At 33.9% G+C, this 14,491-nt stretch carries 11 protein-coding genes and 2 tRNA genes; 12 read left to right on the top strand and 1 reads right to left on the bottom strand.

The genetic code is table 11. The annotated features are described in order from the left end of the window. The 6 genes from cysC (at position 1) to cysI (ending at position 6,071) form a co-directional block, all read left to right on the top strand. Positions 1 to 585, top strand: a complete 585-nt coding sequence (cysC, locus tag D1606_RS07315) for an adenylyl-sulfate kinase (protein WP_119415352.1) — start codon at positions 1 to 3, stop codon at positions 583 to 585. A 162-nt stretch (positions 586 to 747) separates the two neighbouring features. After that, a complete protein-coding gene (locus tag D1606_RS07310; protein ID WP_119415351.1) occupies positions 748 to 912 on the top strand; it encodes a YezD family protein in 165 nt (54 codons plus the stop codon). A gap of 122 nt (positions 913 to 1,034) precedes the next feature. Continuing rightward, a complete protein-coding gene (cobA, locus tag D1606_RS07305) occupies positions 1,035 to 1,814 on the top strand; it encodes a uroporphyrinogen-III C-methyltransferase (RefSeq protein WP_119415350.1) in 780 nt (259 codons plus the stop codon). A gap of 11 nt (positions 1,815 to 1,825) precedes the next feature. Then, a complete protein-coding gene (locus tag D1606_RS07300; RefSeq protein WP_119415349.1) occupies positions 1,826 to 2,569 on the top strand; it encodes a sirohydrochlorin chelatase in 744 nt (247 codons plus the stop codon). Positions 2,570 to 2,587: 18 nt separating this feature from the next. Beyond that, complete coding sequence (locus D1606_RS07295) at positions 2,588 to 4,342, top strand: assimilatory sulfite reductase (NADPH) flavoprotein subunit (RefSeq protein ID WP_119415348.1); 1,755 nt, start codon at positions 2,588 to 2,590, stop codon at positions 4,340 to 4,342. Between the two features lie 13 nt (positions 4,343 to 4,355). Continuing rightward, complete coding sequence (gene cysI, locus D1606_RS07290; protein WP_119415347.1) at positions 4,356 to 6,071, top strand: assimilatory sulfite reductase (NADPH) hemoprotein subunit; 1,716 nt, start codon at positions 4,356 to 4,358, stop codon at positions 6,069 to 6,071. 293 nt (positions 6,072 to 6,364) lie between these two features. On the opposite strand, the gene D1606_RS07285 is transcribed toward cysI, so the two are convergent. Further along, positions 6,365 to 6,823, bottom strand: coding sequence for a chemotaxis protein CheX (locus D1606_RS07285; RefSeq protein ID WP_119415346.1), 459 nt, complete (start codon positions 6,821 to 6,823; stop codon positions 6,365 to 6,367). 357 nt (positions 6,824 to 7,180) lie between these two features. On the opposite strand from D1606_RS07285, the gene D1606_RS07280 reads away from it, so the two are divergent. From D1606_RS07280 to D1606_RS07255, 6 genes are all read left to right on the top strand, one after another. Further along, complete coding sequence (locus tag D1606_RS07280) at positions 7,181 to 10,807, top strand: dynamin family protein (RefSeq protein WP_119415345.1); 3,627 nt, start codon at positions 7,181 to 7,183, stop codon at positions 10,805 to 10,807. Beyond that, the gene (locus tag D1606_RS07275) at positions 10,807 to 11,625 is read left to right on the top strand and encodes a sulfurtransferase (protein WP_119415344.1); all 819 of its coding nucleotides are present in this window, start codon (positions 10,807 to 10,809) and stop codon (positions 11,623 to 11,625) included. Before D1606_RS07280 ends, D1606_RS07275 begins: the two co-directional genes overlap by 1 nt. A 157-nt stretch (positions 11,626 to 11,782) precedes the next feature. Beyond that, positions 11,783 to 12,718: a C39 family peptidase gene (locus D1606_RS07270; protein ID WP_147414469.1), complete on the top strand. Its 936-nt coding sequence runs from the start codon at positions 11,783 to 11,785 to the stop codon at positions 12,716 to 12,718. A gap of 172 nt (positions 12,719 to 12,890) precedes the next feature. Next, on the top strand, positions 12,891 to 14,051 hold the full coding sequence (locus tag D1606_RS07265) for a hypothetical protein (RefSeq protein ID WP_119415342.1): 1,161 nt from the start codon (positions 12,891 to 12,893) through the stop codon (positions 14,049 to 14,051). A 196-nt stretch (positions 14,052 to 14,247) separates the two neighbouring features. Beyond that, a tRNA-Gly gene (locus tag D1606_RS07260) sits at positions 14,248 to 14,322 on the top strand. An 8-nt stretch (positions 14,323 to 14,330) separates the two neighbouring features. After that, a tRNA-Leu gene (locus tag D1606_RS07255) sits at positions 14,331 to 14,419 on the top strand. The last annotated feature ends 72 nt before the right edge of the window (positions 14,420 to 14,491 follow it).

The following is a 14,491-nucleotide window of genomic DNA, read 5'->3' as shown; positions in this document are numbered from 1 at the left end:
ATGGCAAAAAATATTGTGTGGCATGAGGCATCAGTTACAAAAGAAGAACGTCAGAAGAAGAGTGGCCAAAAAAGTGTGATTCTATGGTTTACAGGTCTTTCGGCATCGGGCAAATCAACCATTGCTAATGCTTTTGCTCGTCAGGTCTTCAATCGTGGTAAAGAGATTTATGTACTCGATGGTGATAATATTAGGCATGGTTTAAATAAGGATCTAGGATTTGATGAAGAAAGTCGTAAGGAAAATATTCGTAGAATTGGAGAGGTTGCAAAATTATTTATAGATGCAGGACAAATCGTCTGTACAGCCTTTATTTCTCCTTATCGACAAGACAGAGAAGTCGTTCGACAATTAGTAGAAGATGGCGAATTTATCGAGGTATATGTAAAGGCATCGGTAGAGGAATGTGAAAAGCGTGATCCAAAGGGCTTGTATAAAAAAGCTAAAGCAGGAGAAATACAAAACTTTACAGGTATTTCAGCACCTTATGAAGCACCTATTGATCCAGAAATTATACTAGATACAGAAAAATACTCTTTAGAGGAATGTGTACAGCAGTTATTAAAAGAACTAAACATCAACTAGTGGATTAGTCGAACATCTGAGCCACCTAGCTATAAGCTAGGTGGCTTTACTTTCAAAATTGAAAAAATTTTGTAAAAAACATTGACAATGAATAATTACAAGATTAATATAAAATTCATAAAACCTATTAGTTTACTAAGTATTTGGACGAGGGGGAAGCAAATGCCATTAACTAAGCAGGAAAAGTTAAAAGCCATTGAGAAAGCTATTGAAGGTATTCAATTCGGAGAAGTACAAATTACGATTCAAGATGGTGTGATTGTACAGATCAATCGAGTTGAAAAACAACGATTTCATAAGAATACAAAACATAAAATAAGAGACTAGGATAGCCGACTAGACAACTAGAGGCATTCAGCTATATGAATCTTTCACAGAATTGCTGTGGAGGTTTTTATAGCTGGGTGCCTTTTTTTAAAACTAAAATTCTACATCATAGAGGTGATGACATGGGGAAAGTATACATTGTTGGCGCAGGGCCAGGCGATATCGAGCTTATCACGGTGAAAGGCCTTCGCTGCATAAAAGAGGCAGACGTTATTCTATATGATCGATTAGTAAATCAGGAGTTATTAAATTATGCAAAATCTGGAGCAGAGCTTATATTTTGCGGTAAGCTTCCGAACCGTCATGCAATGATTCAGGAAAGTATAAATGAGTCTCTAGTACGATTTGCAATGGAAGGGAAGACAGTTACTCGCTTAAAGGGTGGTGATCCTTTCGTTTTCGGAAGAGGTGCAGAGGAAGCTGAAGTACTTGCCAATAAGGAAATTCCATTTGAAATTGTACCTGGTATTACATCAGGTATTGCTGCACCAGCCTATGCAGGTATTCCAGTAACACATCGTGAACTAAGTTCAAGTTTTGCTATTGTAACCGGTCATCGGCAAAAAGATAAGGATGACAATTTAAAATGGGAAGCGCTCGTTCATATCGAAACACTTGCTATTTATATGGGGGTGAAAAATTTGCCATATATCGTATCACAACTTCTAAAGTTTGGACGTGCAAAAGAGACTCCTGTTGCACTAATACATTGGGGTACCTATGACAAACAGCAAACAGTAACGGGAACTCTAGAATCCATTGAAACTATAGTACAAGAATCCAATATTGCGAACCCTTCAATGATTGTTGTAGGTGACGTTGTCAAACTACATGAAAAAATACAATGGATTCAGGAACAAAAGGACAATAGTAAAAATTTCTCTGAATCAGTAGCTCTCTAGGAGGGAACTATATGCAGGCAGTTATTTATATTGCACATGGTACTCGTGTTCAGGAAGGCATTGAAGAGGCTAAGGCTTTTGTTGAACGGGCTAAAAAACATATTGCAATACCATTACAAGAAATTTGTTTTTTAGAATTAGTAAAACCATCGATTGAGCAAACAATCGAGTACTGTATTAACAAAGGTGCAACTCAAATTGCGCTTATTCCTATTTTGTTACTTACTGCAAATCATGCAAAAAAGGATATTCCAGAAATAGTTAAACCATTACAAATAAAATATCCACATATTGTTTTTTCTTATGGTAAACCTTTCGGAATCCATCATAAATTAATTGTCCAAATTTATGAGCGTATAGAAGAACAAACAACTGAAATAACTTCTGATGCAGAGATACTGCTCATTGGTAGGGGTAGCAGTGATCCATCAGTTGTTCGAGATTTTTTGGAAATTGCTACACGCTTTAAACTAAGATATGGTTTTCGTCATGTCAACATTGCTTTTTTATATGGAAATGGACCTTCATTTAGTAATGTTGTAGAAAAAATGACCAATTCACCAGATAAACCGTTGTTTATCGTCCCATATCTATTATTCCAGGGACTCCTTAGAAAGCATATAGAAAAAGAATTAGAGGGAATAGAGGTTGTGACGGTATGTAATAGTCTTGGTTATGGTGATTTAGTACTTGATGTTTTAGTAGAACGTACAAGAGAGGCTATAAAAGGATTACATACATCCTGTGCAAGTTAATATAGAAGAGGTGAAGAAATGACATTACAAGTGATTAATAGTCCATTTACAGAAAAGCAAGTTCAATTATTAAATGAATTGTTACCAAATTTAACGGAAAAGCAGAAGATTTGGCTAAATGGCTATTTAAGTGCGGCACAACAAGTTGAGGTAAATATTAAAGAAGAGTTAGAGATTCCAGTTTCACAGCAAACAGTAACAGCAACAATTTTATATGGTTCGCAAACAGGGAATTGCCAAAAACTAGCTGAGAAACTCGGTGCTTTACTAGAAGAACAGTCTGTTGAAGTTGAAGTTTCTTCGATGCTTGATTTTAAAGTGAGAAATTTAAAGAAACTGGATAATTTATTGATCATTTCAAGCACTCATGGTGAGGGAGATGCACCAGATAACGCAATAGCCTTTTATGAATTTTTACATAGTAAACGGGCTCCGAAGCTTCCAGATTTGCATTACGCTGTTCTTGCACTTGGAGATAGTTCTTATGAATGGTTCTGTAAAACAGGTGCAGACTTCGATCTGAGACTTAAGGAACTTGGCGCACAGCAAATTATAGAGCGCGTAGATTGTGATTTAGATTATGAAGAATCAGCTGAGCAGTGGTTTAAATCATTGTCACAGAAGCTTGTACCTGCAAGAGACATAACTCCATCAGCTACACAAAATACGAATGAATCTAATTATTCAAAAAAACATCCTTATCAGGCAGAAATAATAGAAAAAATCAACTTAAACATGGATGGTTCCAACAAAGAAACGTATCATCTAGAGCTCTCATTAGAAGAGTCAGATATCAAATGGCAACCGGGTGATAGCATAGGAATTTTCCCACATAATCATCAGTCAGTTGTCGATGAGTTGATCGAAACAGCAGGTTTGAGTGGCGATGAATTTGTTCAATACAAAAAAGAAACATTGCCAATTAAAGAAGTGTTAAAAAATTCCGTTGAAATTACAGTTCTTACAAAACCATTGATTGAAAAGCTTGCACCTTATACGAACGGTGCGGAGGATCTTTTAAATGGGAAATGGAAGGAGTACAAGGAAGGGCGCTACTTAGCTGACTTATTCAAAGATTATAATTTTACAGGATCACCACAGGATCTTGTTGATATACTACGTCCAATTCCAGCTAGACTTTATAGTATTGCATCTAGTTATACAGCAAATCCAGATGAAGTTTCATTGTTAATAGGTAAAGTTTCTTATACTGCACATGATCACAAGCGAATTGGAGTTGCCTCAGGTGAGATTGCAGAGCAACTAGAAATTGGAGATACAGTTTCAATTTTTGTCCAAGAAAATCCAAACTTTAAGCTTCCAGATGCCAAAACACCGATTATCATGATTGGAGCAGGTACAGGTGTTGCGCCTTTCCGATCATTTATTGAAGAAAGAGCAGAGCAGGATGCGGGAGATTCGTGGTTGTTCTTTGGTGAACAGCACTTCCTTACAGATTTTCTTTATCAAGTTGAATGGCTTCGCTATTTAGAAGAGGGAACATTGACGAAAATGGATGTAGCTTTTTCTCGAGATCATGAAGAAAAAATATATGTTCAGCACCGTTTACTTGAGAATGCAGAAGAAGTTTACGCATGGATAGAAAATGGAGCAGTTATTTATATATGTGGCGATGAAAAATCGATGGCTAAAGATGTACACAACACACTTATTCAAATTATTCAGCAACAAGGAAAGGTGTCCCTTGAAGAAGCTGAAAAGAAGCTAACTGAATTACAAAAAGAAAAAAGATACCAACGTGATGTTTACTAAAGGGGGCAGATTCATGACTGGAAAAATTGAAGCATCAAAGGGCACACCAAGTGTAAATGAAAAATATAAAGAAGATAGTAATTACTTAAGAGGTACAATAGCCCAATCTTTCAAAGAGCCTTTATCGGGGAAGATTCCAGAATCTGATCAGCAGCTTATAAAGTTCCATGGTAGCTATATGCAAGATAACCGTGATGAACGGTTAATACGTCAGCGTAAAAAGCTTGAGCCATCTTATCAATTTATGGTTCGAGTTCGAGTACCTGGAGGAGTTGCTACACCCGAACAATGGTTAATGATGGATGAAATGGCCAATACTTATGGTAATAATACGTTAAAAGTGACAACTCGCCAGACATTTCAAATTCATGGCATTTTGAAATGGAATGTTAAAGCCTATATGCAAAAAATGAATTCTGTTTTACTAGATTCTCTAGCTGCATGTGGAGACGTAAATAGAAATGTAATGAGTAATGTGAATCCACATCAATCTGCTTTTCATCAAGAAGTATATGAATGGTCAGTGAAACTTAGTGAACATTTACTTCCACACACGAAGGCATATCATGAAATTTGGTTAGATGGTGAAAAAGTTCTCGATACACCTCAAACGGAGGATGTAGAGCCAATCTATGGAGAGCATTATTTACCTCGTAAATTTAAAATAGGCTTAGCAATTCCACCAAGTAATGATGTAGATGTTTTTTCACAAGATATTGGAATTATTGCAATTGAAGAAAATGGACATTTAGTTGGGTTTAACATTGCAGTAGGCGGCGGTATGGGGATGACACATGGTGAGGAATCCACGTATCCACAACTTGGACGTTTAATCGGATTTGTTCCTAAGGAAAAGTTATTAATAACAGCAGAAAAAATTGTCACAATTCAACGTGATTATGGGAACCGCTCAAACCGAAAAAACGCGCGCTTCAAATATACAATCGATCGTGTAGGAATTGATTGGTTTAAAGAAGAGTTAACACGTCGAACCGGCTTTGAATTAGAAGAAACGAGAGAATTCCATTTCACTAGAACTGGTGATGAATATGGCTGGATAAAAGGAAATGATGGAAAATGGCATTATACGTTGTTTATCCAAAATGGTCGTATTAAGGATACAGAAGATTATCCACTTATGACAGGCCTTAGAGAAATTGCTAAAGTGCATAAAGGTGAATTTCGTATGACGCCAAACCAAAATGTAATGATTTCCAATATTTCGCCTCAAAGTAAGCGAAAAATTCAATCACTGATCGAACGCTATCATTTAACGGATGGTAAGCATTATTCAGCACTTCGCAGAAATTCTATAGCATGTACTTCGCTTCCTACATGTGGACTTGCAATGGCTGAAGCGGAACGCTATTTACCATCGCTTATAACCAAAATCGAAGAAATTATTGATGCAGCAGGGTTACATGATGAGGAAATTGTTATTCGTATGTCAGGCTGTCCTAATGGTTGCTCACGTGCAGCGCTTGCTGAAATTGGTTTTATCGGCAAGGGACCGGGGAAATATAATATGTATTTGGGAGCATCCTTCACAGGTGATCGCTTAAGTAAAATGTATCGTGAGAATATAGGTGAGGCAGAAATTTTAACGGAGTTAAAACCATTATTAAATCAATTTGCAAAAGAACGGGAAGACGGAGAACATTTCGGAGATTTTGTAGTACGCAAGGGTATTATTAAAGCTACAACAGATGGCACTAATTTTCATGCGTAAAATAATTTGAAAATTTTTTATTAAAAGCACAATAGTAGAATGTTTTAGAACAAAATACCTATAACAAGCCACCGGAATTTTACGTAATGAAATTTCCATGGCTTGTTTTTTTCTAAATTGTAGCTATCATTTTCTGTTATTGTGCGATTGTATTTTCAAGTTTCAATATAAAAAAATGGAAAACTGCATCGTGAAAGCAATTTCCCATTTTCAATAGATTTAAATTTCGTATATTTCAACTTTCTTTTGAAATATATATAGATCATGTTATGAATAATTTTGGACTGCATATGCTATTCAATAGGATCGACTGTCAATAAAACAGTTAAATCGCCTATACCATCAGCATTTACAGGAAGTTTAAAAGCGTGTTTAAAGCCGACAAGTTTTGTATTGCCCACCATTACTGTAGGCGGTGTAATATCTAGTTCTAAATTTTGTTCAGCAACATATGTACAAAGATTTCCGGCAACCATATTTCCAAATTCACCAGTAAATGATTCTAACATTTCTCCATCAAGTTGCATGCCAAACATCGCTTCGCCAATTGCACTAAATGTAGTTGTTGTAGAGTCAATGATAATGCGTCCCTTAATATCTCCAACCATTCCTATTAATACACCGATTTCGGATTGTTGATAAGGGTCAGAAGTAATGGCGGGAGATGAAACATGAACTTCTTTAGGTAGTACAGCTTTTAGTGAAAGAATTGTACTATTCAAAATAGCTTTTATTTGCTCCGATGTGCTCATTGTTATCTCCTTTTTAATGTGACCTTTTAATTATATTATCATGCTAACAAAAAATTTAATAGCAAACCTTGACGAATTTTAAAATATTTATTATGATTAAATCAATCAATTGAGAATGATTTTCATATTCAACAATGAATTTAAAATAAGAATAATTATAAAAAGGAGCGGTGAAAGTGGTTTATGCATTTATTGGTGCTACATTATTGATCTATGGGGCTATTGGAAAACATGTTTTTAATCAAACAACCGCACATTTAAAATAATTTCTCTAATCCTTCTATTAAATAGGGGGATTTTTTTTGCATTTGCATGGTAGAATGAATTTATCACTTATTAAAGGGGTAAATGAACGTTATGAAAGATTTCGAACAGCAATTACAAAAACTTTTAAAACAGACAGCAGTTCAATACTTAATTTATCAAAAAAATGAAGATCAAGAGCGATTACTAAAGACAAAATTATTTGCTGAGAAGCTTTTAAATAAGGAATATATGATTGCATTTGCTGGACATTTTTCTGCTGGTAAATCAAGTATGATTAATGCATTAACAGGAGAAGAACTTTTACCATCAAGTCCAATCCCTACAAGCGCCAATGTTGTAAAAGTACATAAATCTGATAAAGATTATGCCATTGCGTATTTAACGGACCAAGATCCTGTATTGTTCGATGAAAATTATGATATTCGGACAGTAAAGGAATTTGCGAAAAATGGAGCACTTGTTTCTCAAATAGAGATTGGACACGAAGATTCAGTTTTACCTGAAGGAATTACTGTAATGGACACACCTGGAGTCGATTCAACTGATGATGCACACAGGATGTCAACTGAATCAGCTTTACACTTGGCTGATATTGTCTTTTATGTAATGGATTACAATCATGTGCAATCTGAGTTGAATTTCCAATTCACAAAAAATCTAATGAAATATAATCCAAATGTTTTCCTAATCGTAAACCAAATCGATAAACACAAAGAAAATGAGCTATCCTTTGATGACTTTTCACAATCTGTTTACACTTCTTTTGCAAATTGGGGCGTAAATCCAAAAGGTATCTTCTTTACTTCACTGCGAGATCCATCAAATATTCATAATGATTTCAAACAAGTAAAAGAAATTGTGATGAATAGTATGAATGGTTGGCAAGAAAATTTGTTGAACGTAGCTGAAAAAACGTTGCAACAGCTCCACATAGAGCATGAAAGTTATTTGAAAACAAACAAACAAGAATTATTAGAAAACAATATAGATAAGCTTTCAAATGAAGAATGGAAAAATCATAAAGAAATCAGAGAAGAATACGACACTGTTTTGAATCAGTTAAAACTTTATTCATCTACAAATTGGCAACATAGTTTTGATCTAAAACGTGATGAACTTTTAGATAATGCTGAAGCTGCAATCGTACCATTCGAGTTACGTGAAAAACTAGAATTATATTTAGAGAGTATTCAACCTAACTTCAAAGTAGGTACTTTTTTTGCAGGAAAGAAAACACAAGCAGAAAAATTAGCGCGTAAAGAAAGCCTTTACGAATTATATTGTTCTATTACTGCTTCTCAAATTTCAGGCCATTTGCGAGCATTGATGAAGAACTCCTTGAAAGTTGTGAATGCGTTATCCGATGAAACTTCTCTAGAAATTGATGAACTAGCATTGACACCACCAATGAGTTTAATAGAGGAGCAAGTAAGGTTAGACTCTGGTATTAAAGGTGATGCATTATTAAACTTTGCAAAACGAGTAGCTGATGCAACTAAAAGATGGTACAAGCAAAATACAGACGATTGGAAATTTGAAAAAGCAGAGTATATTAAAGAATTATCAATGGCAACTGTAGAACCATTAAAGAAAAAATGTGCATTATTAAAAGAAAAAGTAGAGATTATCGTAGCTGCAGAAGCAATTGAACAACAACAAAGATATTTTGAAATCCAAAAAACAGTATCATTCGAGACTGTAAATCCAGAAGCAGATCGATTTGTTTCTAATTGGTCAAAAGAACATGAAGAGGCCTACGATAACATGCGTAAATTTGATCCATCTATGTTAGTAAAAGAAGAAGCATCAGATTTAGAAGGTATAGATGAAGAACAAAGTGAAAAAGGCGTGTCAGTTCATACAGCGACCGCTCTTCAAAATGCTGTAAGAACAGCTAATGCCGTATCTCCAATACATGGATTTTCAGAAGTAGCTAATTATTTAAAAAATAAAGTGCAGCGATTAGAGAAAAAAGATTTTACAATTGCATTATTTGGCGCTTTTAGTGCAGGGAAATCTTCTTTCTCAAATGCTTTGATGGGCCAAAAGGTATTGCCTGTATCACCAAATCCAACAACTGCTGCGATCAATAAAATTCGTCCTGTTACACCTGAACATCCGCATGAAACAGCTGATGTACACTTGAAAACAGCTGAACAATTACAAGAAGATATCATTGCAAGCTATGAAGCAATTGGTATTCAAGTTTCATCACTAGAGATTGCTTACGATAAAGCTGATGAGGCATTAATGAAGAAATTAGAAGACGAACGATTACATGTCCATAAATCATTTATCCGTGCATTTAAAGAAGGATATCCTGGATTTAAGGAACAATTAGGCAATACCATTCGTACAAACCGTGAAGAGTTTGAAAAATTCGTTGCTCAGGAAAATAGAAGCTGTTTCGTTGATACAATCGATTTCTATTTTGATTGTGAACTTACACGTATGGGAGTTACTTTAGTAGATACCCCAGGAGCAGACTCCATCAATGCACGCCATACAGGGGTAGCATTTGAATATATTCGTAATGCAGATGCCATATTGTTTATCACATATTACAACCATGCATTTGCAAAAGCTGACCGTGAATTTTTAATTCAGTTAGGCCGTGTAAAAGATGCCTTTGAACTTGATAAGATGTTCTTCGTTGTCAATGCGATTGATCTTGCTGCAACTGAAGAGGAAGCAGAAGATGTTAAAACTTATGTTAAACAAGAATTACAACGATTTGGTATACGTAAACCAAGATTATTTGGTGTTTCAAGTTTACTAGCATTGCAAGAAAAAGTAGAAAAAAACAATTTGAGTTCAGGAATGCCTCTATTTGAAGAAAACTTCCATCAGTTTTTATCTGAAGAATTGACAGCACTTGCTGTACAAGCTTTAGTCGAAGAAACGGAAAAAGCCCAAGAGCGGTTACGATTGTTGATCCAGCAAACAGAAGAAAATTTAAAACGTAAAGATGAACGATTAGTAGAATTAGCAAAATTAGAGCAATATATTCATACTCGTTTTACAAATTCAGCAGCACAAACAATTGGAAAAGATACATTGCAAGAGTTAAGTGAGCTAGTGTACTTTGTTTTACAACGTGTTTATTATCGTTATCCTGATTTCTTTAAAGAAGGTTATAATCCTACAACATTTGCTTCTAAAGCATCGTCTATCGCATTAGGACTAGCCTTGAAAGAAGTATTAGCAAGTTTAAGCTTTGACTTTGAACAAGAAATGCGTGTTACAAATTTCCGCTTAGCTAAATTTATTTTGAAAAAAATTCAAGAGCGCTATGTCTATGATACAAAGCAATTGAAAGATCTAAACGCAAGCTTCTCATTTATGCCATTTGAAGTAGAGGAACCTCAAATATTAGAATTTACAGGTCCGTTTACATCTACGAAACCATATGAATCTGTAAAATCATATTACAAGAATAACAAGGCCTTCTTTGAAAAAGGTGATAATATGAAATTACGAGAAGCTCTTGAAGAGTTAACAAAACCAGCTGCAAAATCATATCTTGATGAACAATCTGAACGAATGAAAAAATGGTCAGAAGATGTCATTACAAAAGAAGCTGAAGAATTACGTTTATACATTAGTAAACAAGCTATAGAACAAATCGAAATTGAAAAATCTTTACTTCATGAAAGTAGCAAACTAGATGAATGGAAAGCAATATATGAATCATTAATGGATGGAGTGGAAAATTGATGGGGAATGTATTTATTTCAGTAAAAGATATTGAACTAGCTAAACAACATGAGTATAAATGGATTGATGCACGCTTCAACTTACAAGATACGTCTGAAGGACAAACTTTGTATAAAGAGAGTCATATTGAAAATGCTGTATATTGGGATTTGGTTGAAGATTTATCTGATATGACAAAGGATGCAGGAAGACACCCAATGCCGGGTAAAGAACAACTTAAAAAATTATTTGAGCAAAGTGGTCTACAACAAGATCAAGATATTTTAGTATACGATCAAGGTGGCGCTCCATTTGCTACAAGAGCATGGTGGATGTTGCAATATGGTGGATTTACGAATGTTAAAGTTGTTCAAGAAGGCTATGATGTATTAGTCAAAGCTGGATTTAATACTACAAACGAAAGCAAAGTAATTGAGCCAACACATCTAAAAATTGATTGGCAAGAGCAACTTTATATAGACCGAAATGGGGTAAAAGAAATTGTAGATGGAAAAGTGAAACGTACTTTACTAGATGCAAGATCGAATATCCGCTATAGAGGAGAAGAAGAGCCAATCGATAAAGTAGCTGGTCACATTCCAGGGGCATTAAATTATGATTGGGAACAACTAAAGCAACACGGTTATCTCGCTCCTAATGATACTATTTTAAACGTAGTATCGAAAAATGATCCTATTACGGTGTATTGCGGTAGTGGAGTAACTGCATCTCCACTTTTTGCGATGTTAAAAGAAATGGACTATAAAAATGTCCAACTATACACAGGCAGTTTTAGTGACTGGATTACAAAATATGAAGTTGAAAAAGGAAATAGATAGATTTAAATAGAACTATATCTAATAAATTAAATGATAGAAGTGGAATCAATGGCACTCTTTTCTTTATACAAAAGAGATTTCAAAATGAGATTTAGAAAGAAGTTGATTCCACTTCTTTTATTAAATAATAGAGTTTTAAATAGAAAGTTGGTTTACAGTGTTTAATATCACAACGAGAAAATACAAAAGAGTACTTACCGTTGTCGCATTGAGTACAACGCTAATGGCAACGACCTTTGTCACAGATTTTATAAAACCTATATCTGCACAAGCAGCTTCAGTTGAAGAGTCTGTATCAAGCCAATATATGTTAAAGGCAAATGGTAATGTACGCAATGGGATTGGAACAAATCATAAAATATTAAAAACACTTAAGAAAGGGACAACCATAAAACCAATTGTTCGTAAGCAAAATTCTCAAAATACATATTGGTATAAGATAAAGATTGGTTCTTCATATGGTTGGATTTCAGGTACTCTATTGACGAAAAAAATCATCTATAAAACAAGCGGAGATAGTAAAGCCATTTCATTAAAGGTTCCCTATATCAATCAGTTAAAACCGATTTATGCCCCGTTTGGATGCGAAGGAGCAAGTTTGCTACAAGCCTTGCAATTTAAAGGATATGCTAAAAAAACTAGTTATAAAAAATTTTTAAACAACATGCCGAAAACAAAGCGTAATCCTTATAAAGGATTTGCAGGATCTCCTTATTATTCGATTAATGGCGTATTTCAATCTATTTTCCCTAAGCCTTTAGCGAATTATGGTAAGAAGTATAGTAGTTCTGTGAAAAATATTACAGGGGCATCTGCAAAGAATTTACGCCAAGAACTATCTGCAGGAAACCCAATAGTAGTATACGTCACCTTAGATTTCTCAAAACCTATATGGACAAAATGGAATATGGGTGCTGCAGGAAAAAAAGTGAAAATGGTTGATAACCTTCATGTTATGACATTAGCAGGCTATAGCAGTAAGACAAAACGCTATAAAGTAATAGATCCAAATAATAAAGGGGAATATTGGGTCAATAAATACGAATTTGAACGTGCTTATAATGCATTGAAATATGCAGTTGTAGTACGCTAATAACTTTCACAGCGGTGTTTAAAAAGAACAGCGCTGTTTTTATAATATGACTTCGAATAGTAACTTAAAATAGGTTAAATCTAAAAAATAAAAGGGAAAAACAATTATTATGTCGAATAAAGATTGTAACCATATTTTTGTATTACTCAATCATTTGTAATGAGGTGACTTGATGAAAACAAAAGAAACTTTATTCGAATCGTTGACATTTCAATTAAAACAAGGATTATGGGAGATGGATGATTTTTTTAACGAAAGAATCAAAAACCTTGAACTAGAAACTGAACATAAGAAGCATCAAATGGAGGAAATGCAGAAGGAAAAAGAAGCTTTACTTGTAACGATTAAAACCCTGAAAAAAATAAATCTTGAGTTAAATAATGATCGAGAAATGCTGTTAAAGAAGCTTGATAAAAAATTAAGTAGGTCAAGCGTTACAGGAATCCTCACCATCTTACTTTGCGAAGATGAACTGGAAAATGATAAACAGATCGAACTGTTAAAAGAATTGCTTAAGTTAGCAATACATGAAGAAAAAATAACTAAGTATATAAGAGAATTTATTCATGTTATCTGTAATGCCTTTACTTTTATGGATTACTATCAAAAAAGGACTATTAAAAGAGAACTTAAAAAGAATTATGATGTTTTCAACCAATTATTCCTAAATGCTCAACTATCGGATATTAGGAAAATTTTAATTGTATATCATTCTGAAAAATTGATCGATCCAATTGATGATTTATTAGAAAAACTGATACATTCAGAATGCTTATATAATTATATTGATGAAGATGCATTGAACATTTTTCTATACATAATATATTACGATAAAATCGAACAATTTAAGAAGTATGATAGGTTTCAAAAATATTTTAATAGTGAACGAATTTATTATTCTAGAAAAATCTACAGTTTGTATAAACTATATTCGATAAAAAAGGATATTAGTATTCTACAATCTATTGTTGAAATTTTTCGTAATAAAGAAGCATGTATTGATTTATTTAAAACAGAGATGATTAAAAAAGTTTTGAACAAAATATTTAATATTAAAATTGAACATTTCAATAATCTTTATGTAAAAGAAACTTATATTAAGCCTGAAGATTATATTTATCGTCACCCAAATTATAGCGAGTTACGTAATTATGGATATCAAATAACAAATCGTACAGACGAACAAAGGTGGAAATCTTTACAAAAGTATTTGAATGAACATAGCTTACAAGAAACTGTAAATGAACTAAATAAAAGAATTAGGCTAAAGTTAGGAAGAGAAGAAGACAAAAAAGATATGCAAATGCTATTGAAAAGTGGAGATTTGATTTAAATCGATTAAAAGAAGTGTATTATGAAAATGATTTCCCTTGGCCGGACATAGATGAAGAAGAATAATGATATATTTTTTCTGATTTAAAAAGATTGTTTCAAAATATCTATTACTATAATAAAAATAAATTAAAATATTTTTTCAAAAAAGTATTGCCTTCTTAAAAAATATAATATATAATAAATCTTGTCATTAAGCGGAAGTAGTTCAGTGGTAGAACATCACCTTGCCAAGGTGGGGGTCGCGGGTTCGAACCCCGTCTTCCGCTCCATAAGAGATGCCGGGGTGGCGGAACTGGCAGACGCACAGGACTTAAAATCCTGCGGTAGGTGACTACCGTACCGGTTCGATTCCGGTCCTCGGCACCATCTCTATAAATAGTTTATTATTATATTGAAATGTTTAAAGTGTGAGATAAAGCTTTTATACAATAATTTTTT

The organism is Rummeliibacillus sp. POC4, assembly GCF_003576525.1.
In the GTDB taxonomy this organism is placed as follows: domain Bacteria; phylum Bacillota; class Bacilli; order Bacillales_A; family Planococcaceae; genus Rummeliibacillus.
Note: the sequence above shows the minus strand (reverse complement) of the source record. Positions and strands in the feature narration are given on the sequence as shown.